A 22,099-nucleotide genomic window follows, 5' to 3' on the forward strand; every position below is an offset into this window, starting at 1 on the left:
ACGGCCCCCTGCGCATTCCGATAGAGGGGGCGCCCGATGACCCCGTCGACCGGCAATCTCGGGGACGTCGCCTACCACCATGCGTCGGGCGCACCGGAAAAAAGTGCACCGCGAGCAAACGATCATGCCGGCAGGCGCCCGGCCAGGGCCGCTTCCGGATGCTCGACGAAACCATCTGATTTCCTCGGTTAGCGCGTCATGTCGGAGTTACTGTCAACTGATCCCGAATTGAACCGGATGCCGACGAACGAGGATCTCGGTCGCCTTCAGTTCACGACATTGCTCTATTATCTGCAGTGCACCAACCCGGACAACGGATTGGTCCGCGACAAGACGCAGGCAGGCGCACCGGCAAGCATTGCTGCCATCGGCATGGCGCTTGCCACCATTCCGGTCATCGTCGAGCGCGGGATCGTCATTCGTGAGTTTGCCGCGAAGATCGCCCGGCGCCGGCTGGAATTCCTGATATCCTGCCATCAGGGACCTGAACCGGACGCTTCCGGATACAAGGGTTTCTTCTACCATTTCCTCGACATTGAAACAGGAAAGCGGGTCTGGCAGTGCGAGTTGTCAACGATCGACTCAGCCTTCCTCTTCGCCGGCGCTTTGACGGTTGCGGCCTATTTCGATGCAGATACCGAGGACGAGGCGAAGGTTCGTGCGCTCGCCAAATCGCTCTACGAGCGCGTGGACTGGAACTGGGCGCGCGACAACGGCGCGACGCTCACTCATGGCTGGCGACCGGAGAACGGCTTCATTCCCTATCGCTGGCGCGGTTATGACGAAGGTCTGCTTCTTTATATTCTCGGGCTTGGTTCACCGAGCCACCCGCTGCCCCCGGAAAGCTTTACGGCCTATACGGAAAGCTACGAATGGCGGAATGTCTTCGGCCGCGAACTGCTCTATTCCGGTCCGCTCTTTACCCATCAGCTTTCGCATATGTGGATCGATTTTCGCGAAATTCGCGATGCCTTCATGCGTGAGCATGACAGCGATTATTTCAAGAACAGCCGACACGCGACTTTCGTCCAGCAGGAATATGCCATCCGCAATCCGTTGAACTTCAAAGGTTACGGCGAATATTGCTGGGGCTTCACGGCAAGTGATGGACCCGGTTGGACGAAGCGGAACATAGATGGCATCGACAGGGAATTCTTCGATTACATTGCGCGTGGCGCCCCCTACGGACCGGATGACGGGACCGTATCTCCCTGGGCAGTGGTCGCTTCGCTGCCGTTCGCTCCGGAAATCGTCATCCCGACCGTCAGAAACTTTGCCCGAATGCGGCTTGGCATGACGCGCCTCTACGGCTTCAGGCCATCGTTCAACCAGACATATGCGATGGAAGACAAGGACGAGGGATGGTGGGTCAGCCCCTACCATTTCGGCATCGACCAAGGGCCGGTCGTCCTGATGATCGAAAACTACCGAACCGGCCTGCTGTGGAACATCATGCGTCGGTGCGAGCCGGTCGTGGTGGGCTTGAGACGAGCGGGGTTTTCAGGCGGCTGGTTGTGATGACGCCGGTTGGGCGGCTATCGCGCCATGGTTTGGCTTCGGCGCGGGTGGCATTTGAGGAAATCGTCGAAGAGCCTGGGCTTCACCTTCATTCACGACGATCGATCCAACTCCAGGAACCGTCAGCGCCATACTCGAGAACTGCATCATAGGCTGAGCGTGGCGCGCCCGGTTCGGCGAAGTTGAGGCAAGCAATCCTTCGTTCCGCGAGCAGGTTGAGGATTTCGGCAAGAAGCTCATGACCGAAGATGGCATCGGCTTTTTCCAGAACAATGTATGACGGAGCGGCTGCCAGCGCGCTCGCAAGCGCAAGGAGCTGTTGTTCGCGTGGCGACAGCAAGGCCGACCAGTCCTGCTCGCTGTCCAGGTCGCTGGGCGTTAGATCGCGTGCGAGCCCGACGCTCTTCAGCAAAGCGAGGAGTTGGGCATCCGTTGTCTCGGCCGATGGTTTGGGTGGCGCCAGGATCTGGCGCAGGGTTCCTGGACCCGAATACGTTCGCTGACCGAGAAAGCGCACCAATTGACGAGGCGGGGTGACGACGCGTCCACTCCCCGGCGTACCCAGTCCAACAGTCGCCCGGAATAACGCGATGCCGGCGGCATCATCCTTTCCGGTTACGATGACGCGTGTGCCTGGCGGGACACGCACCGACAGATCTTTCAGCAATAGCTCGCCGGTCGGCGACGTCAGCGTCAAGCCTTCGTAGGCGAAAACTCCCTCGACCTCGCTGCGTTCAATGTGGGTGTCTGCCGCGCTGCGCGCGTCCTCGATCGCCTCCAACAGGGAACTGATGCGCGCCACGACGGTCGCGAAGTTCGAGATCGAATTGAACTGTGCGACAATGAAGGAAAACGCACCGACAAGCATCGCAAATGCTGCCGCAGACTGGGTGATCACTCCAAATTCCATGTCGCCGCGCATGAAAGCAGGGGCGATGAGGACCACCGGTATGATCTGTATCATCCAGTTGTAGCCGGTGGCAAAGAAGCCGACATTGCGATTGACGGAAATTATGCGCCTGAAGTTCGCGGCGAGATCGGGATGCGGCGGCTTTTCAGAGGTGCGAGATCGGCTGGAAGATAGAACCCGATGCGGGCAGCCGATACCGGCCGCCTCAAGGTGCTGGCGTTGGCGATGAAGGTGCGCATGCGCCGCTTGCAGCCGGCGCGTGCTTGGTGTCAGATGACCATCGAAACTTCTGTCGACGGCTTACGCTCGGAAAGGCAGAACCGCCAGCACCACCCCGAACATCCTGATTGCCCCAACATAATCTGAGGTTCCCATGCGCATCGCCGTCGGTGGCATTCATATCGAATGCAGCACATACAACCCCGTTCTGAACGAGGAGAAGGATTTTCGCGTGTTGCGCGGGCAGGCGCTGCTGGAAGCCCCCTACTTCGCCTTCCTCAAGGATTACGATGCCGAGTTTCTGCCGACGATTCATGCCCGGGCCATTGCCGGCGGGCCGGTTTCGCGCGCCACCTACGAGGCGTTCAAGGCAGAGTTCCTGGAACGGCTGAAGCCGCTGCTGCCGCTCGACGGTCTCTATCTCGCCATGCACGGCGCCATGTATGTCGAGGGCATGGAAGATGCCGAAGGCGACTGGATCGGTGCGGCCCGGACGCTGGTCGGCGAGGATTGCACGGTTTCGGCGAGCTATGACCTGCATGGCAACGTCACCCAGCGCATCATCGATGCGCTCGACATTTACTCCACTTATCGCACCGCGCCGCATATCGATGTCGAAGAGACGATGCGCCGCTCGGTCTCCATGCTGGTCAAGAGCTTGAAAACAGGCGTGAGGCCGGTCGTCCTCTGGGCGCCGATCCCCGTCGTCCTGCCCGGCGAGCGCACCAGCACCGTCGATGAGCCGGCTAAGAGCCTCTATGCCATGCTGCCGGGGATCGATGTGATCGACGGCGTCTGGGATGCCTCGCTGATGGTCGGCTACGTCTGGGCCGACGAACCGCGCGCTACCGCCGCCGCCATCATGACCGGCACCGACCGGGCCGTGCTGGAGCGTGAGGCCAAACGCCTCGCGAGCGCCTATTGGGATGCCCGCGAAGATTTTGTCTTCGGCTGCGAAACCGGCTCGCTCGAGGAATGTGTGGCGAAAGCCATTGCAAGCCCGACCGCCCCCGTCGTGCTTGCCGAATCCGGCGACAACCCCACAGGCGGCGGCGTCGGGGACCGGGCTGAGGTGCTGGCCGAGCTGATCGCCAGGGATGCTGCCGGGGTCGTCTTCGCCGGTATCACCGACAGGGCGGCGACCGAGACCTGTTATGCCGCCGGTATCGGTGCGGAGCTGGAGCTCAGCGTCGGCGCTTCCCTCGACACCAAAGGCAGCAAGCCGGTCAATGCCCGCTTCCTCGTCAAGTTCCTGCACGAAACCGCAGATCCGGCCGATCGGCAGGCGGTGGTTTCGACCGGTGGCATCGATCTCGTGCTCTCCGCCAAACGCCGGCCCTATCACAACATCGTCGATTTCACCCGGCTCGGGCTTGATCCGCACGGCGCCAGGATCATCGTCGTCAAATCGGGCTACCTCTCGCCGGAACTGGCGCCGATCGCCAATCCGAACCTGATGGCGCTGTCGACAGGTGTCGTCGACCAGTTCGTCGAGCGCCTGCCGCGGCTGCGCAAACAGCATCCGACTTATCCGTTCGACAAGGATTTTGCCTTCGAGCCGCAGGTCTTCCTCTCCGCCCGCTCGGCGCGGACTTGAGGTTCGGCCGGTCTCAACGACGCATGACTTCGCGAAAAGGACATTTGCAATGACCGCATTCACGACCCGCCCTGAGATTCTCGGCACGTTCGGTGTCGTCACTTCGACGCACTGGATCGCCTCGGCGGTCGGCATGAGCATTCTCGAAAAGGGCGGCAACGCCTTCGATGCCGCGGTGGCGACGGGCTTCGTGCTGCAGATCGTCGAGCCGCATCTCTGCGGCCCGGGCGGCGACCTGCCGGCGGTGATCTATTCGAAGCAGAAGGACAAGGTCGAGGTTATCTGTGCGCAAGGCCCGGCCCCCGCGGGAGCGACGATCGAGCACTACACTGGGGAAGGCCTGACGCTGATCCCTGGCGACGGCCTGCTGGCCACGGTCATTCCCGGCGCCTTCGACGGCTGGATGCTGATGCTGCGCGATTACGGCACGATGCGCGTGCGCGAGGTGCTGGAGCCGGCGATCTATTACGCCGAGCACGGCCATCCCTTGCTGCCCGGCGTCTCCGCCACGATCAAGGGGCTCGCCGCCTTCTTCGAGAAGGAATGGCCGACATCTTACGAAACCTGGCTGCCGCATGGCAGCGTGCCTGAGGCGCAGGCGAATTTCCGCAACCCGGTGCTTGCCGAAACCTGGAGGCGCGTGATTGCCGAAGCCGAAGCAAAAAGCGGCCGCGAAGCGCAGGTGGAGGCAGCGCGCGACGCCTTCTATTGCGGCTTCATTGCCGAGAGGATCGACGCCTATCTGAAATCAGCCGAAGTGATGGATGCGAGCGGCAGCCGCCACAAGGGCGTGCTGACCGCAAACGACATGGCGAACTGGTCGTCGACGATCGAGGAACCGCTGACCTGTGATCATCACGGCTGGACGATCGCCAAGACAGGCCCCTGGGGCCAGGGTCCGGTCTTTCTGCAGACGCTTTCGATCCTCAAAGGGTTCGATCTCGCCGCGATGGACCCTGCCGGCGCAGACTTCGTCCATACCGTTGCCGAGGCGATGAAACTCGCCTTCGCCGACCGCGAGGTCTATTACGGCGATCCCGACTTTTCCGAGATCCCCGTCGCGCATCTGCTGTCGGAGAGCTACGCCGCCGAGCGCCGCACGCTCATCGGCGCCGACGCCTCCTTCGATCTTCGCCCCGGTATCGTTCCGGGCTTCGAAGCCCAGTATGATCTGACGATGAAGATGCTCGGCGCCGATTCCAGAACCGGCGCCGTCTACGAGCCGACTATGGCGCATCTGGAAAAACGCGGCGACACCGTGCATATCGACGTGATCGACCGCGACGGCAATATGGTCTCAGTCACGCCCTCCGGCGGCTGGCTGCAATCGTCGCCGACCGTGCCCGGCCTCGGCTTCTGCCTCAATTCCCGCGCCCAGATGTTCTGGCTGAAACCAGGCCTGCCGACCTCTCTTGAGCCGGGAAAGCGGCCGCGCACGACGCTGACGCCTTCGCTCGGCCTTTACGAGGGCCGCCCGACCCTTGCCTTCGGCACGCCGGGTGGCGATCAGCAGGAACAATGGCAGCTCTCCTTCTTCCTGCGGCATGCACACCACAAGCTGAACCTGCAGGCGGCGATCGATCAGCCGCTGTTCCACACCTCGCATTTCCCGAGTTCCTTCTATCCCCGCACCCGCGAACCCGGCAGCCTGATGGCGGAGGCAAATTTCGGCGCCGAAGTGCTCGAAGCGCTCGCCCGCAAGGGCCACAAGCTGACGATCGCGGATCCCTGGACGATCGGCCGGCTGACGGCGGCGCGGCGTGATACCGGCGGCCTGATGCGCGCCGCAGCGACCCCACGCCTGATGCAGGCCTATGCGGTCGGGCGGTAAAAGCCAAGGCTTCGTCGGTCGCTCTCAGATAAAACGAGAAAGCAAGTATTGCGGAAAAAACCCCGCTGAGGTGGCGCGTATCGGGGGATTTTTGCTGCACCGCTTATATGACTTCTGCTAGATATTATTTCACCAATAATTATTAACGACCAGTTCCGCCCATTTGTGTTCTCTTATCCCTACGAATCAAAAAGGTTTGATTTGCCCGGGGACGGCCACCATGTTGAAGCATGGGGCGATGCAACAGTTGGGTAGGTGCCTATGCTGCAACGGATTGAAGACATTGATGCAGCACTCGTCGACAGGCTGCAGCATTCGGCATTCAAATACTTCCTGAAATATTCCAACCCCGAAAATGGCCTGGTGGCCGATACCTCGATCGGCGGCGTGCCGGCGAGCATCGCAGCCGTCGGCTTTGGCCTTTCCTCCTATCCCGTCGGTGTCGAGCGTTGCTGGATCAGCCGTGAGGAAGCAGCCGAACGCACGGTCAACACGCTGCGTTTCTTTGCCGAGGCGCGCCAGGGCGAGGAACGCCACGCGACCGGCCACCGCGGCTTCTTCTACCATTTCCTGCACATGGATACCGGCCATCGCGCCTGGAACAGCGAGCTTTCGACCATCGACACGGCGCTGCTGGTCGCCGGCATCCTGACGGCGGCGCAGTATTTCAACCGGGAAGACGACGAGACGGAAACGGAAATCCGTGAACTTGCGACCTTCATCTACGAGCGCGTCGACTGGCGTTGGGCGCTGAACAAGGGCGACACCATTGCCATGGGCTGGAAGCCCTCGTCCGGCTTCCTGCGCTGGCGCTATCACGGCTTCGACGAGGCGATCATCCTCTATGCGCTGGCGCTTGGTTCGCCGACGCACCCCATCCCGCAGTCATGTTATGACGCCTTTACGTCAAGCTATTCCTGGATGCTGCACGGCGAACAGTCCTATCTCTATGCCGGGCCGCTGTTCATCCATCTCTTCTCGCATGCCTGGATCGATTTCCGCGGCATTCGGGACAAGCCGATGGCGGAGCGCAACTGGGATTATTTCCGCAACACGCAGGTGATGATCAACGTCCAGCGGGATTATGCCGAGCGCAATCCCGGCCAGTTCGTCGGCTATAACAGGAATATCTGGGGCTTCTCCGCCTGCGACGGCCCGCCGCCGACACGGCGCATGCGCGGCGGCCGCCAGCCGAAGGTTCTGGGTTATGCCGCGCGCGGCGCCCCGCTTGGGCCCGATGACGGCACGATCGCCCCCTGGGCGGCCCTTGCCTGCCTGCCTTATGACCGGCAGGCAGCCCTCGACGGCACCAAGGCGCTGTTGACCACCTATCCGAATCTGCTGCTGGAAGGCGGCTTCCCCGGCGGCTTCAACCCGACGGTCAAGACCAAGCGGCCGGAAGGCTGGGTCGACGACCGCACTGTCGGCATCGACCAGGGTCTCGTCGTCATGACGATCGAGAACGAGCGCTCCGACTTTATCTGGAAGCTGATGCGGCAATCGCCGGTCATCCGCCTCGGGCTCGAGCGCGCCGGCTTTACCGGCGGCTGGCTCGAAGGCATCGAGCCGGAAGACGTGGTGCGCAAGTTCGCCTGAACTCGCTGCATGTCATCGGGCCTCAACTCTCGAAGACATGCGCCTTGCCGGCAATATCCAGGCGAACGAGATCGCCCCGCGCCGGCAGAGCGACGCTCGAAGTCTTGATCAGGATCGGCGGCAGGGCGACACCGTCGAGCGAAACGGCAACGGTGCAGACCGCGCCACCGAATTCCACCTCGACGACCCGTCCGCCATAGCTGCGGTCGCTATCATCGGCAACGACGCGAATCTGCTCGGGCCGCAGCATGATCTCCGCCTTGCCCTGACGACGGCCCTCGACCGCGACATGGCCAAGCGCGCAGTCTGCCAGGCCATTGCGGATGATGGCGGGAAGCAGCACGGCATCGCCGAGAAACAGCGCCGTCTCGCGATCCCTGGGATTCAGATACAAGGATTGCGGTGAGCCGGCCTGGATCAGCCGCCCTTCCCGGAGCACCGCGACCTGATCGGCAAAGGTCAGCGCCTCTTCCTGATCGTGGGTGACGAGGATGGTGGTGATGCCGGCCGCCTGCAGCACGCGCGCAACCGCCTTGCGCATATTCTCGCGCAGACCGGTATCGAGGGCCGAAAAAGGTTCGTCGAGCAGCATCAGCCGCGGCTTGCGGCCGAGCGCACGCGCCAGCGCCACACGCTGCTGCTGGCCGCCGGAAAGCTGATGCGGGCGCCGCACCAGCATGCCGCGATCGAGCTCGACCATATCGAGCAGGTCGAGGATCCGCTTGTCGCGATCGGCAGCCCCTCGCTCGAAACCGAAGCCGATATTCTCGGCAACGCTCAAGTGCGGAAACAGCGCGCCGTCCTGCGAGACGATGCCGATGCCGCGTTTATGCGCCGGAACGGTCGCCGGACCGTCGGCAAGCACCTCGCCATCCAGCGTCACCCGGCCGACATCGGGTTGCTCGAAGCCGGCAATGATGCGCAGCAGCGTCGTCTTACCCGAACCGGAGGGGCCGACGACGGCGGTGCGGCTGCCCGCCTGGACGTCGAGCGAAATATCCTTCAGCGCCTGCACCGGGCCGTAACGCTTGCTGATGTTTTCGATCGTAAGCAGCGTCATTGGCCGACGGTCCGTTTCGATTGCGTATAGAGTGTCAGGGTGAGCGGCAGCGACAGAACAACCATCATCAAGGCATAGGGTGCAGCCGAGACGTAGTCGATTTCGCTGGTCAGCGACCAGAATTTCGTCGCCAGCGTATCGACGCCGTTGGGCGACAGCATCAGCGTCGCCGTCAGTTCATTGGTGATGCCAAGCGCGACCAGCGCGACGCTGGCGGCCGCTCCTGGGGCTGCGAGCCGCATGGTGATCTGGCGGACGGCCTGGCCCGGGGTGCGGCCAAGGCCCATCGCGGCGCGCTCCAGCTCCACCGGGGCCTGGGCGATGCTGGCGCGCAGCCCGACCATGGCGCGCGGCAGGAAAAGCATCACATAGGCGACGATGAGCGTTGCGAAGGTCTGATAGAGCGGTAGCACCAGACGCACGGTGATCGTCACCAGCGCCAGCGCCACGACGACACCCGGCAGCGAGCCGACATAATAATGGCAGGCTTCGAGCACGCGCTGGACGCGGCCGGGCGCCCGCACGGAAAGCCAGGCCATCGGCGCCGCGGCAATGGTTGCCAGCACACCGCCGGCGATGGCAAGCACGATCGTCTGCAGGAAGGCGCTGCCGACCTCGATGCGCCAGATATCGCTGCCGCCGAGATAGAGCCAGCGGCCAAGCGTCACCAGCGGCACGCCGAGCGTCAGCACCGCCAGGAGGACGGGCAACAGGACGGCCGGCACCACGAACCAGCCGAGCCGCCGGCGGTCCGCCGGACGCGGCGAGCCGGAGCCGACGCGGGCATAACGTTCGTTGCCGCGCACCAGCACCTCGAAGCCGAGCAGAAAAAGACAACAGGCGACGAGCACCCCGCCGAGCATGTTGGAAGCCGGGCTGTTGTAAGAGGACTGGAACTGGTCGACGATGGCTGTCGCAAACGTGTCGAACCGGATCATCACGAACAGGCCGTATTCCGAAAGCAGATGCAGCGCGATCAGCAGCGAGCCGCCGCAGATGGCCAGTCTGAGCTGCGGCAGCACGGCGCGAAAAAACACCCGCCAGGGATTGAGGCCGAGCGAGGCCGCCGCATCCTCGATTGCCGGATCGAGGCGGCGCAGTGCGGCGGCGACCGGCAGGTAGAGGAAGGGATAATAGGCGATCACCGAGACGAAGACGCCGCTCTCCAGGCCGCGCATGCCGGGAAGGAGGCTGACCCAGGCATAGCTGTGCACGAAGGCCGGCACGGCGAGCGGCGCGATGGCGAGCCAGGCCCAAAGCCGCGCACAAGGAATATCGGTCCGCTCGGTCAGCCAGGCGAGCGTTACGGCAAGCGCGATCGACAGCGGGATGGTGATCGTCTCAAGCAGAACCGTATTGACGAGGAGTTCGCCGACCCGCGGCCGGAAGACCAGGGCCTTCACCGTTTCCCAGCCGACATCGTAGGTGACCCAGCCGATGAAGCCGAGCGGCATCAGGCTGAAGATCGCAACGACGGTTGCAAGCAGGATCACGGAAGCGTGCGGCATGCGTCCGCGCGGCAAAATCATTCGCACGGTCCTCGGCGCCACCGGCGCTTCATGACCGGATGCGAGCAATCTGTTGTCCTGCAGCAAGGCCGATGCCTTCACACGCTGAAAAAGGAAGGCAACCGCCTTTGAAAGACGGTTGCCGGATATCGTCATGCCCTAAGGTTTTCTTGAGCCAAAAGCAACAGTTTTGGCCGAAGCAGGCCTGCGGCAGAAAGGTTAGATCAGGCCGGCCGCCGTCATCAGCTCCACGACCTTCTTGCTATCCAGCGTCGAAGCTTCAACTTTCGGCGCGTTGAGATCGGCAAGCGGCGTCAGCTTGTCATTGGAAGGCGCATCCTTGCCGACGGCATATTCATAGGAATCGCCATCCTTGAGAACCTTCTGGCCTGATTTGCTGGTGAGGAACTTCAGGAAAGCCTGGGCGTCCTTCATGTGCTGCGTCGACTTCAGGATGCCGCCGCCCGAAACGCTGACGAAAGCGCCCGGATCCTGGTTCTTGAAGTAATGCATGCCGACATTCTTGCTGTTCTCGCCGGTCTTGGCCTGATCGCCGAACCAGTAATAGTGATAGATCACAGCTCCTTCGACTTCGCCCGCATTGACGGCCTTCATGGCGACGCTGTTGCCCTTATAGGGCGTGGCATTGTCCTTGAGGCCCTTCAGCCACGCCTTGGTGGCGTCCTCGCCCTTCAACTGCAGCAGCGCCGCGACGATGGCCTGGAAGTCGGCGCCGGCGGGAGACGCACCCCAGCGGCCCTTCCAGGCCGGGTCTGCGAGGTCGAGCAGCGACTTCGGCAGCTTGTCTTCGCTGAGCTTCGTCTTGTCATAGGCAAAAACCGTGGTGCGGGCGGCAATGCCGGTCCACATGCCGTCGGCCGGGCGATACTGCTCGGGAACCTGGTCCAGCGTGTCCTTTTCGACCGGGGCGAAAAGACCCGCGCCATCGACCAGCGTCATGGCAGGGGAATTCTCGGTCAGGAATACGTCAGCCGGCGAGGCGTCGCCTTCCTGGATGATCTGGTTGGCGAACTGCATGTCGCTGCCCTGGCGCATGGTGACCTTGATGCCGGTCTCCTTGGTGAAGGCATCGATCCATTCCCGGCCCAGGCTTTCGTGCTGGGCATTATAAACGACGAGACCTTCATCCTGCGCATGGGCGCTGCCTGCAAGCGCAGTGGCGGAAAGAAGCGAAGCGGCAAGCGCGAGGGAAAAGCGGTTAAAAGCAGTTTTCATGATGGCCTCCGTAACGATGTCACCCGAGTTCTCCAGGGGCGATCAGAGGCGTATATTTTTCCTGACTGGGAATTTCAAGTTTGGCTTGACCGAAAAAGCCATCACAATATTTTGACTAAATATTTCATGTTACAGGGGAATAGATCCTGATTCAGTGAAAAAGGCGGCACTCCTAGGGAGTACCGCCTTCCTTTGGCAAGCTTGCAAGCCAGATTATTCGACGTCGAACTTGACGCCCTGGGCAAGCGGCAGCGTCCTGCCGTAATTGATCGTGTTGGTGGAGCGGCGCATATAGGCCTTCCAGGCATCCGAGCCGGATTCGCGGCCGCCACCGGTTTCCTTCTCGCCGCCAAAGGCGCCGCCGATTTCGGCACCCGACGGCCCGAGGTTGACGTTGGCGATACCGCAATCCGATCCGCGCGCAGAGACGAAGGTTTCGGCCTCGCGCATGTCGTTGGTGAAGATCGACGACGACAGTCCCTGCGGCACCGCATTGTGCAGAGCGAGCACCTCATCGAAATCGCTGTATTTCATCACATAGAGGATCGGCGCGAAGGTCTCGTGCTCGACCGGGCCGGTCTGTGCGGGCATTTCGACGAGCGCCGGGCGCACATAGAAGGCGTCGGTCAAACCATTGCCGACACGCTCGCCGCCGGTCACCTTGCCGCCGGCCGATTTCGCTTCGCCGAGCGCGACCTGCATCTTCTCGAACGCCTGGCCGTCGATCAGCGGTCCCACAAGCGTGCCGGTTTCGAGCGGATTGCCGATGGTGACGGAGCCGTAAGCCTTCTGCAGGCGCGGCACCAGCTGGTCGTAGACGCTGTCATGCACGAAGAGACGGCGCAGCGTCGTGCAGCGCTGGCCGGCCGTGCCCATCGCCGAGAAGGCGACGCCGCGCAGCGTCAGATCGAGATCGGCACTCGGGCAGACGATCGCCGCATTGTTGCCGCCGAGTTCGAGAATGCCGCGGGCAAAACGCTGCGACAGGCGCGGACCGACGGCGCGGCCCATGGCCGTCGAACCGGTGGCGGAAACAAGCGGGATCTTCGGATGATCGACCAGTACCTCGCCGACCTCACGGCCGCCGATGATCAGCGTCGACAGATTGGCCGGCGCCGTGCCGCCCTCGGCGACGAAGCGCTTCAGCGCCTTCTCGAACAGCGCCTGGACGGCCAGCGCCGTCAGCGGCGTCTTTTCAGAGGGCTTCCAGACGGTGGAATTGCCGCAGACCATCGCAAGAGCCGCATTCCACGACCAGACGGCAACCGGGAAATTGAAAGCGGAGATGATGCCGACCACGCCGAGCGGATGCCAGCTTTCCATCATCCGGTGCTCGGAGCGCTCGGTGGCGATCGTCAGGCCGTAGAGCTGGCGGGAAAGACCGACGGCAAAATCGCAGATATCGATCATCTCCTGCACTTCGCCGAGGCCTTCCGAGGTGATCTTGCCGACCTCGATCGAGACGAGACGGCCGAGTGCCGTCTTCGCGGCGCGCAGTTCTTCGCCGAGCAGGCGGACCAGCTCGCCGCGCTTCGGCGCCGGAACGGCCCGCCATTCGAGGAAGGCCTTGTGCGCCGCTTCGATCGCGGCTTTCGTCTCGGCAACGCTGTGTTCCCGGAGTTTGCCGATTTCCTTGCCCGTCACCGGCGAGGTGACGGAAAGCGTGCCGCCGTGATAGCGGCCGGCATCGACGCCGAGGTCGGCAAGCAGCTTGGCGGTTTCGGTGGCGAGATCGAGGACGGCGATGGTCATTGTCGTGGTTCCAATCTTATTATTCTCAGAAGCGAGTATCGCTTCTCGGAAACGTCTATCGCTTCTCAGAAGCGGGCATCGGCGAAATGGGCGACCTGAGCGCCGGCTTCGTACCATATTTCTTTCAGCGCACGGAAGCTCGGCTCGGTCGGCGAAGTCAGCGGCAGCGGCAGATCGGCTTCAGCTAGCCGGCCGAGGATATGCTCCGCCAGCGTCCGGCCGAAGACCGTGCCGGGCGCAATGCCGCGGCCATTGTAACCCGAAAAGCCGATGACACCGGGGGCGAATTTGTGAAAGCGCGGCAGCGCATTGTCGGTCATGCCGATCTGGCCATACCATTCGCACTCGAATTCGACATCGCCGATAACAGGGAAGAGCCGCTTCAAGGCGCGCTTGGCCCAGCCCTTGTGCACGGCAAGCCCGGTATTGCGCAGCGCCCCGACACTGCCGAAAACGAGACGGCCGGCCTGGTCCATGCGGAAAGAGGATAGAATGTCCTTGGTATCCCACGCTCCTTCCCGCCCTGGCAGGATCGACTGGCGCAGATTGTGGCCGAGCGGCACGGTGGCGAAATTGAAATAGGGCAGATAGACCTGCTCGTTGCGCACCTGCTCGAAGGGGCCGGTGCTATAGGCATCGGTCGCGACGATGATCCAGTCCGCGCTGACTTCGCCGCTTGCCGTCTTCACGGTCCAGCGGCTGCCGTTGCGCTCCGTCGCGATGACCGGGCTCGACGTATGAACGGCCACTCCCGCCTTGACGGCGGCATGGGCAAGCCCGCGCGCATAGGCCAACGGCTGCAGCGTTCCGGCGCGCATATCGAGCAGCGAACCTGTATAGGCATCGCTGCCGATGCGTTTGGCCGTCTCCGCCGCATCGAGCAGCTTGACGGGCGCGCCCCGCGCTGACCATTGCGCCGCGCGATCCTCGATCTCCTTCAGCCCGTCGGCGCCGACAGCGCAATGCAGCGTGCCGTTGCGTTCGAGTTCGCAGGCGATGCCATGCTTGTCGATCAGTTCCATGACCAGCTTCGGCGCATTGCCGAGCAGTTCGAGCAGACGTTCGCCATGCACCGGGCCGAGCACGCCAGGCAGATCGTCGGGCATCACCCACATGCCGGCATTGATCAGGCCGACATTACGTCCCGCGCCGCCGAAGCCGATCTCCTTCGCCTCCAGCAGCACCACCTTCGAGCCGGCTTCGGCAAGATGCAGGGCGGAGGAGAGACCGGTATAGCCGCCGCCGACGATGACGACATCGGCCGACACCGCGCCTTTGAGCGGCGAGGTGGCCGGCGGTTCGCCGGCAGTCTTTTCCCAGAGGCCGTGGGAGCGCGGATCATTCAGCATGGTTTGGTCCGATCGGATCGAAATTGCGCTACTTTAACCCATAAAACCAAGTGTTGAAGCCGGCTTTTCACGCAACTGTCTTCAGTTGCAGCTCCGCGAGACCGAGCGCTTCCATTGCTGCAGTGAGCGAGGCCGCCTGACGTTCGGCATAAAGCGCCAGCTCGTCCTGAACGGTGGCGCCGAGCGCCACCTCGAAGGCGTCGCGGTTCGAGCGCGTCGCATAATTCTGCTGCTGATCGGTGCCGAGGTTCGACTGGAAGATGCCGGCCGCGCTGACGGGCAGGAAGTCTTCATAGACGATCGGTGCGAAGGTAAGGTAGCCCTTGGTGATCAGCGCCTCCGGATCCGCAGCCGGCGCCCCGCCGACGGCAGCGGCAATGCCCGCAGGCGTCGCTGAATAGTGGAAGAAAGCCAGGCCTTGCCTGCGCAACTCGTCCCAGCTATCCGGCAGCGCCTTGAAGCGGTCGGCGAGCTCCTGGTCATAGGCGCCGGCCTTGGCACCGCCGGCGCCGACCTGCACTTCGCCGCGAACCGAGGCGAGCAGCCGGTCATAGAGCGCCCGCCCCTTGGCCGTCAGCGCCACGCCGCGCTGTTCGATCTCGCCGAACCGGGCGGTATGCGTCCCTTGAACCGCATCCTCGTCACCGGAAAAGATAATCGTTTCCTCCAGCGCCTTGAAGCTCGTCTGCCGCAGCAGGATATCGCAATGACGGCGCGGCGGCCCCTCGATGACGGCTTTCGGCGTGATGCCGCGCTCCGGCATACGGGCCTGGACCGCGTCGATATCGAGCGTGCGCGGTGTCAGATGGTTGATATGCGGCCCCTTGAAACTGACGACGTCGGCGATCAACCGGTGTGCGTCGTGCAGGCGCTTATAGGTTTCGGCGCTGACCGTCGCCTCGCTGTGCCAGCGGAAGGTTTCAAGTGCCTCGGCGACGAATTCCGTTGCCTCCGCCTCCGTCAGACCGCCGTTCTGTTCGTGGTGCTCGATCAGCGCAATGGCACGCGGTGTATAGATGCGCCGCTTTGCCAGAATGGTTTCGGCTTCAGCGCGCAGCCCCTCGTCCTCGATCAGTTCCAATCGCAGCAGCGAGGTGAAGACGCGGAACGGGTTGATGTTGAGCGCGGCTTCGTCGATCGGCCGGAAGCTGGTGGAATGAACCGGTACGCCGGCGACCGAGAGATCGTAATAGCCGACCGCCTGCATGCCCATGACCGCAAACAGACGGCGGATGGTGAAAAGCTCGTCTGCCGTACCGAGCCGGATGGCGCCGTGGCGCTCGACATCGATACGATCGAGCTCGCCGGCGCGGGCGAGCCGCTCGCGCAGGTCGGTATTGCTTGCGAGGCAGCCGGCATTCACATCCGCCACCAATTCGATCAGCGTGCCGTATTGCGGCACCTCCGCCCGGTACATCTGCGACATCGCCTCGGTGAACAGCGAGCGGATACGGTCTGGGGAAACGAAGGCTTGCGGCATCTGAGAAACTCCGGCTCATTCCGTTTTTGCAGGATGAGCCTCTTTACTTCAGCTACAAAGGCGGAAATATCGACATTTTGGAAATAGCTCATTCTGAAATGGAATGAACATGTTCGCTTCAAGACGTTTTCTGCCGTCGATTTCGCATCTCGCCGCCTTCGAAGCGGTTGCCCGCACCGGCAGCGTGACGGCGGCCGCGCGAGAGCTCGATCTGACCCAGAGCGCCGTCAGCCGCCAGGTGAGCGCGCTGGAGGAGCAGCTCGGCGTCGAACTCTTCCTGCGCGAACGCCAGACCATGCGGCTGACGCTCGCCGGCGACAGTTATGCCCGCGAAATCCGTGAGGCCCTGCGGCGCATATCGAGCGCTTCCTTGAACCTGCGCGCCAATCCGCATGGCGGCACGCTCAATCTCGCCATCCTGCCGACTTTCGGCACGCGCTGGCTGGCGCCGCGCCTCGGACGCTTCCTTGCCGTCAATCCCGGTGTGACGATCAATCTGGTGACCCGGCTCTCACCGTTCGATTTTCGCCTCGATTCGATCGACGCCGCCATTCATTTCGGCCATCCGCACTGGCCAGGCGCCGAACTCGCCTTTCTGATGTCGGAGCGCACGGTGCCGGCCTGCAGCCCGGATTTTCTGAAGCGATACGCGATTTCCGCGCCGCAGGATCTGCTTACCGCTCCGCTTCTGCACCTGACGACGCGTCCGGATGCCTGGGAGCAATGGTTTGCCGGCAACGGCGTTTCCTTCGAAACCGTGCACGGCATGCTGTTCGACCAGTTCGCCACCGCCGCACAGGCGGCGATCGCCGGCCTCGGCATCGCCCTGCTGCCGACATTCCTGATGCAGGAGGAACTCAGACGCGGCGATCTCGTCGCCGCCGTCGACCGTGAAATGGAGAGCCGCGAGCGCTACTATCTCGCTTTTCCGCCCGAGCGCGCCGACTATGCGCCGCTTGCCGCCTTCCGCGACTGGATCGTCGCCGAAGCGGCGGCCGATCCGGCCGCTTGACGAACGGCTTGCATCGGCATGGCGCTTTCGACCATTATATCAGCCAAACAACATCTGCAGGAAATCCCCATGAAGCCGATCTTCGTCCAGCTCCAATGCGCTCCCGGCAAGACCTATGAGGTCGCCGACGCCATTTACCAGACCGAACTGGTCTCGGAGCTCTATTCCACCAGCGGCGACTACGACCTGCTGCTGAAGGTCTATATCGAGGAAGGCCAGGATATCGGCAAATTCATCAACGACAACATCGCCAATATTCCCGGCATCGTCCGCTCGCTGACGACGCTGACCTTCAAGGCCTTCTGAATTCCTCTCAGACACGGTTAACCCTCTTCGCGAAGAATCGCCCTGCATGATGTCGCCTAGACCGCGGCTTAACGCCCGGGATATCTGGTCGTTGCTATAAGAGTTCCGCGTCAGCCTGGAGCGACGCGCAGCGATAGGTGGAACATGGCGATCGTCGAGGCAGACAGGGTGCGCTGGAAGTCGCAGCCGGAAACGGCGCCGCTGATCGTTCATGTCGTGCGCCAGTTCCTGCCCAACCGCGGCGGCCTGGAAGACGTCGTCGCCAATCTCGGCCGCCAGACGGTGCGGCATGGTTATCGCGTTCGCGTCGTCACGCTCGATTCGCTGTTCACCGCGCCCGATAATAAACTGCCGCCTCGCGAGGATATCGATGGTATCGAGGTGGTGCGCATTCCCTGGTCCGGCAGCAGCCGTTATCCGCTGGCGCCCGAGGTTTTTCGCCATCTCGGCGATGCCGATCTCGTGCATGTCCATGCCATCGACTTCTTCTTCGACGCGCTCGCCTGGGGCCGGCTGCTGCATCGCAAGCCGATGATCGTCACCACCCATGGCGGCTTTTTCCACACCAGGAAATACGCCGCGATCAAGAAGATCTGGTTCCGCACCCTGACCCGCGCTTCGGCGCTGGCCTATCGGCGCGTCGTCTGCTGCAGCGCCTCCGACCTCAAGCAGTTTTCCGAGATCGTGCCCGACAGCCTGTTGATCGAAAACGGCGCCGATATCGGCAAATTCGCCGACACCGCTTCGCGCCCGGCAAGGCGCCGCATCGTCACCATCGGCCGGTTCTCGGTGAACAAGCGGCTGGACCACCTGCTCGATGCGATGGCCAGGCTGGCGACCCGTGATGCGGAATGGCATCTCGACATCGTCGGGGCCGAATCCGATCTGAACCGGGCCGATGTCGAAGCCGCAATCGAAGGCCGCAACCTTTCCGGCCGCGTCACCCTGCACGTTTCACCCGACAACGGCGCCATCCGGCGCGTCATCGCCGACGCCTCGCTCTTCGCCTCCGCCTCGGAATATGAAGGTTTCGGCCTGGTGGCGCTGGAGGCGATGAGCGCCGGCCTGCTGCCGGTGCTGAATGCCAACGACGCCTTTACAACGCTTGCCGGCCGGCATCCGGTCATCACGCTGGCCGATTTTACCAATCCCGAGACCGCAGCGACAGTGATCGAAGGGGCTTATGAAGCTCTCGCGCGGCAACCGGAGGCCGTTCGCGCCGGCCTTCTCGACGCTGCGCGCGGGTATTCCTGGGACATCGTCGCCGGGCGCTACATCGATCTCTATCGGTCGCTTGATATCGTCACCGGCGACCGCACCTGATCCTGCCCGCCTGAAATCCCTCACGCTCTCGCCAGGCGGACAATCTCGTCGAGCACGAATTTGCGCGATTGCGGCGGCGTCAGATTGTGGTCGGCATCCGGCAACATCAGCAGCCGCACGTTCGGATAACGGGAAAGCTTGGCACCACGCGGCCCGAAATGGAAATAAACGTGGTCGAGCCCGACATCGCCCTCGCTGTAGATCAGCGTCAGCGGCACCTTGCGCTTGCCGAACGACGCGAAGGAATGCCGGACTTCGCGGGCGATATGGCGCCGGTCGGGAAGCAGCTCGAGCAGCGGCGCGATCCATGGCGACAGACGCCGGCCGCCGGCGATGACGATATTCTGCAGTGCCGACACCACATCCACCTGACCGCTGATGAGCCGCTTCAGCGTATCCACCCGCGCCAGCCGCTGACCGTAATCATCGAGGCTGCGGGGAACCGAGACGACATGCTCCTTGCGCACCGGTATCTCCGGGTCCCAGTAATAGACGAAGGGATTGATCGAGACGACGGCCTTCAACCGCTCGTCGGCGACGCCGGCGCGGAAAGCGACATAGCCGCCGCTGCATCGGCCGGCCACCATGATCGGACCCGCGACGATGCTTTCGAGCAGATCGAGCGAGGCAACCGCATCCACGGTCTGCGTGCTGGAATAAAGCACCTGCTCCGGCGCATCCGGCCGCGGCGGGCTGTCTCCGACATTGGCGGAATCGAAGCGCAGCGAAACGACGCCCTGGCGGGCGAGCTCGCGCGCCATATCGACCGTCGTGCGTCCCCAGCCGGCATGCCGGTCATAGGCGGTCGACAGGAAGAGCACGGCATTGCCCTTGATCTCGCCGAGCGGCCGGCTGACGACGCCGACCAGATGGTCGTGGCTGCCGAAACGCACCGGCGTTTCCGCAAAACCCTCGCCGGCAAGCGGCGGGTTGTCGATCAGATCGGGCGAGTGGGCGGCGGATGTCTCCGTCGTCACTGCCTGCAGCCACCCCCTCAGCCGTTCGACGACAGCAGTCGGCGTCTTGGCAAACAGCGGATTGGTGGCAAGCTCGTCATACCCTTCGAAAACCGTTTGCTCGACATCGGCGCCGAGCGCCTTCAGCGCATCGGCAAAGCCGGTATCATCGGCCTTGGCCGGGCGTTCGAGGATCAGATAGCGCGATGCGGCCAGCCCTTGCGGCGAGGCGATGTTGAGCTTGCCGAGCTCGGCGGCGATCTCTTCAGGCATAACGAGCCCGGCGATCTGCACCTTCGCGGTCTGGACATGCTCCTTGCCGAGGCCGAGATCGGCATCGATGATCTTGGACCACATGTTGAGTTCGCGCAGATAGGCCCGGCCGCCCAGCACCGGCGCCAGCATGACGAGACTGTCGACGCCTTCGATCGAAGCGCCGATGCGATGGGCAAGCGTTGCGCCGAGGCCCTGCCCGATGAGGATGATCCGGTCGCAGCCGGAGAGCGACTTCAGCTTGGCGGCGGCGGCGCGGATCGAATTTTCCCAGGTTTCCAATCTTGCCGGCAGCACGCCGAAATCGAGCGCATCGCCAGTGCCGCGATAGTCGAAGCGCAGGCTCGCCACGCCGATATCCGAGAAATGCTCGGCGGCGACGCGGAAGAATTTGCGGCTGCACATTTCCTCGAAACCCCAGGGGCTGACGAAGAGCACGGCGGCTGAACGCTTCTTGACCTCAGGATTTTCAGGCATGAACAGCCCGATCGTGCCATCGAAGACAACGGGCAGGGCAGCGCTGCGTCCGGCGCCTTCGGCCGGTTCGAGCGAAAATTCGCCCGGCGCCACCTTGGCGCGGTCGGGATCGCCCGGAAGCCGCGGCGCGATGAAATTGATCGCCTGTCCCACCGGCCGCCGCAGCACCGGCGGCATCTTGGCGAGAATGGAGCGCATGACCTCGACATCCTCGGCCGGCACGGCCCGCAACACACGCAGGGCCGCGAAATAGCAGAATGTACCGGCAAGGATCGCAGCGACGAGGCCGATCGGACCCTGGACGAATTCCAGCACGGCGATCGCGCCACAAGCACACAGCACGGAGGCGAGCGTCACCTTCGTCAGGCTTGTGTAGAGGCCTGAGAGCTGGGATCCGAATCCTGTCTGCCTGATCATCATTACCGACATCGCAACGAAGACGAGGATGCGCACGAGTGCGGCACCCTCGGCGGCAAGCCTGGGTACGATCAGTAAACAACCCGCTACCATCAGCAGGCCACCGATCACACTGATCTTGAGGCGGGAGCGGGCCCTGTCCATCGACAGGAGATAGAGGCTGAGGATCTGCATGAAGGTATAGGCGGGCGCAACCAGCGCAAGCAGCGCCACCACCGTGCCGCTGCGGCGGAACGCCTCGCCGAACACCACAAGCACCAACTCGCTGGAGATCGCGGCAAGCCCGAGGCTCATCGGCAGGACGATATAGGCCATGCTGCGGGTGACGGCGGCAAAAACCTCGACCGGCAAGGTCGAATCGTCGCTGCTGTGGCGCCGCTCGGAATAATAGGGCAACAGGCTACCGGTCATCTGGATCGGCAGTTGCAGCGCGATATTGGCGATCGACAGGCCGACGGCATAATAGCCGACCATTTCCACCGACCAGAACTGCTGCAGGAAAAGCAGCTCGAGCCGGTTGAGGAAGATGGAATCGATGATGAACTGGATCGACAGGATGAGGGAGGAGGAGGCGAGATATTTCAGCGAGACCCCGCACCAGTCGCGCCGCGCAAGCAGGATCGGCAGCGTGGCGAAGAACAGCACGAGCTGGCCGAACGCATAACCGACGAGAACGCCCTCGACGCCATAGAAAACGGCGCCGGCGGCAACGCCGGCTAGCTGCACGATCGAGACGGCGACCGTCAGCTTGAAGAAGGCGCCGAGCTTCTTTTCGCCGATCAGGTAGAATTTGACGAAGGAGCCGATCGCCTGGATGAAGAACAGCACGCCGGTGACGAGGGCGACGGATGGCGCAGTGTCCGCCCAGTGCATCTCCTCGGAGGTCAGGAAGAACAGCGCATAGAGCGCCAGCAGCACGACGGTCGAAAACATCATGAAGCTGACGAGGATGGCGGCAAAACCCCGCCGGCGACGCGCGTCGTAACCTTCCGCCGAAAGCTGCGGCAGGGTCTTCAGAAGCGTGATACTGGAGCCGAGTTCTGCAATCGAGGCGCCTGTCACCACCAGCCACAGCGAGAAGGCGACGATGCCGTTGGCCTCAGGCCCGAGCAACCGCGCGGTTATGATCGACGAGACGAAGCCCGTCAGCAGCAGCAGCATGCCCGCCGCCGCGTTCATCACCGAGTTTGCGATAATACCCTTCGACATCTGTCCATCCGTCAGCATCGGTCTAAAGCGCGTCGCGATCTTTCAGATTCCCGCCTCGCGCTTTAAGTTT

At 62.9% G+C, this 22,099-nt stretch carries 16 protein-coding genes; 8 read left to right on the forward strand and 8 right to left on the reverse strand.

Translation table 11 applies throughout. From position 1 onward, the window contains the following. Positions 1-198 precede the first annotated feature (198 nt). Positions 199-1,518 carry a glucoamylase family protein gene (locus RHEC894_RS20865; RefSeq protein ID WP_085738685.1) on the forward strand — a complete coding sequence of 440 codons (1,320 nt, stop codon included), beginning with the start codon at positions 199-201 and terminating at the stop codon, positions 1,516-1,518. 88 nt (positions 1,519-1,606) lie between these two features. Here RHEC894_RS20865 and RHEC894_RS20870 read toward each other — a convergent pair whose 3' ends face one another. Then, positions 1,607-2,482, reverse strand: a complete 876-nt coding sequence (locus RHEC894_RS20870) for an SbmA/BacA-like family transporter (protein WP_245339487.1) — start codon at positions 2,480-2,482, stop codon at positions 1,607-1,609. A gap of 126 nt (positions 2,483-2,608) precedes the next feature. On the opposite strand from RHEC894_RS20870, the gene RHEC894_RS20875 reads away from it, so the two are divergent. From RHEC894_RS20875 to RHEC894_RS20890, 4 genes are all read left to right on the forward strand, one after another. Continuing rightward, on the forward strand, positions 2,609-2,794 hold the full coding sequence (locus RHEC894_RS20875; protein WP_010068412.1) for a hypothetical protein: 186 nt from the start codon (positions 2,609-2,611) through the stop codon (positions 2,792-2,794). A gap of 7 nt (positions 2,795-2,801) precedes the next feature. Further along, positions 2,802-4,244 (forward strand): M81 family metallopeptidase, encoded by a 1,443-nt coding sequence (locus tag RHEC894_RS20880; RefSeq protein WP_085738686.1) that lies wholly within the window; start codon positions 2,802-2,804, stop codon positions 4,242-4,244. 49 nt (positions 4,245-4,293) lie between these two features. Then, on the forward strand, positions 4,294-6,075 hold the full coding sequence (locus RHEC894_RS20885) for a gamma-glutamyltransferase family protein (RefSeq protein WP_085738687.1): 1,782 nt from the start codon (positions 4,294-4,296) through the stop codon (positions 6,073-6,075). A 261-nt stretch (positions 6,076-6,336) separates the two neighbouring features. After that, complete coding sequence (locus RHEC894_RS20890) at positions 6,337-7,671, forward strand: glucoamylase family protein (RefSeq protein WP_085738688.1); 1,335 nt, start codon at positions 6,337-6,339, stop codon at positions 7,669-7,671. A gap of 22 nt (positions 7,672-7,693) precedes the next feature. Here the strand turns inward: RHEC894_RS20890 and RHEC894_RS20895 are convergent, their stop codons facing one another. From RHEC894_RS20895 to RHEC894_RS20920, 6 genes are all read right to left on the reverse strand, one after another. After that, a complete protein-coding gene (locus RHEC894_RS20895; protein WP_085738689.1) occupies positions 7,694-8,731 on the reverse strand; it encodes an ABC transporter ATP-binding protein in 1,038 nt (345 codons plus the stop codon). Then, positions 8,728-10,395 (reverse strand): iron ABC transporter permease, encoded by a 1,668-nt coding sequence (locus RHEC894_RS20900; protein ID WP_085738690.1) that lies wholly within the window; start codon positions 10,393-10,395, stop codon positions 8,728-8,730. The genes RHEC894_RS20895 and RHEC894_RS20900 overlap by 4 nt, the downstream gene beginning before the upstream one ends. 63 nt (positions 10,396-10,458) lie before the next feature. Next, the gene (locus tag RHEC894_RS20905; protein ID WP_010068398.1) at positions 10,459-11,475 is read right to left on the reverse strand and encodes an iron ABC transporter substrate-binding protein; all 1,017 of its coding nucleotides are present in this window, start codon (positions 11,473-11,475) and stop codon (positions 10,459-10,461) included. Between the two features lie 213 nt (positions 11,476-11,688). Beyond that, positions 11,689-13,227, reverse strand: a complete 1,539-nt coding sequence (locus RHEC894_RS20910; RefSeq protein ID WP_085738691.1) for an aldehyde dehydrogenase family protein — start codon at positions 13,225-13,227, stop codon at positions 11,689-11,691. A gap of 65 nt (positions 13,228-13,292) precedes the next feature. Beyond that, the gene (locus RHEC894_RS20915) at positions 13,293-14,576 is read right to left on the reverse strand and encodes an FAD-binding oxidoreductase (protein WP_085738692.1); all 1,284 of its coding nucleotides are present in this window, start codon (positions 14,574-14,576) and stop codon (positions 13,293-13,295) included. Positions 14,577-14,643: 67 nt separating this feature from the next. After that, entirely contained in the window at positions 14,644-16,056 is a 1,413-nt protein-coding gene (locus RHEC894_RS20920; protein ID WP_085738693.1) for a VOC family protein, read from the reverse strand. 103 nt (positions 16,057-16,159) lie between these two features. Here RHEC894_RS20920 and RHEC894_RS20925 point away from each other — a divergent pair, with 103 nt between their 5' ends. The 3 genes from RHEC894_RS20925 to RHEC894_RS20935 all read left to right on the forward strand — a co-directional run bounded on the left by RHEC894_RS20925 (position 16,160) and on the right by RHEC894_RS20935 (position 18,697). Then, complete coding sequence (locus tag RHEC894_RS20925; RefSeq protein ID WP_085738694.1) at positions 16,160-17,068, forward strand: LysR family transcriptional regulator; 909 nt, start codon at positions 16,160-16,162, stop codon at positions 17,066-17,068. 69 nt (positions 17,069-17,137) lie between these two features. Beyond that, positions 17,138-17,374 carry an Lrp/AsnC ligand binding domain-containing protein gene (locus RHEC894_RS20930; RefSeq protein ID WP_003567502.1) on the forward strand — a complete coding sequence of 79 codons (237 nt, stop codon included), beginning with the start codon at positions 17,138-17,140 and terminating at the stop codon, positions 17,372-17,374. A gap of 144 nt (positions 17,375-17,518) precedes the next feature. Further along, positions 17,519-18,697: a glycosyltransferase family 4 protein gene (locus RHEC894_RS20935; RefSeq protein ID WP_085738695.1), complete on the forward strand. Its 1,179-nt coding sequence runs from the start codon at positions 17,519-17,521 to the stop codon at positions 18,695-18,697. Between the two features lie 20 nt (positions 18,698-18,717). Here RHEC894_RS20935 and RHEC894_RS20940 read toward each other — a convergent pair whose 3' ends face one another. Further along, positions 18,718-22,029 (reverse strand): alpha/beta fold hydrolase, encoded by a 3,312-nt coding sequence (locus tag RHEC894_RS20940; protein ID WP_085739076.1) that lies wholly within the window; start codon positions 22,027-22,029, stop codon positions 18,718-18,720. Between the last annotated feature and the right edge of the window lie 70 nt (positions 22,030-22,099).

It is taken from the genome of Rhizobium sp. CIAT894 (assembly GCF_000172795.2).
Taxonomy (GTDB): Bacteria; Pseudomonadota; Alphaproteobacteria; order Rhizobiales; family Rhizobiaceae; genus Rhizobium.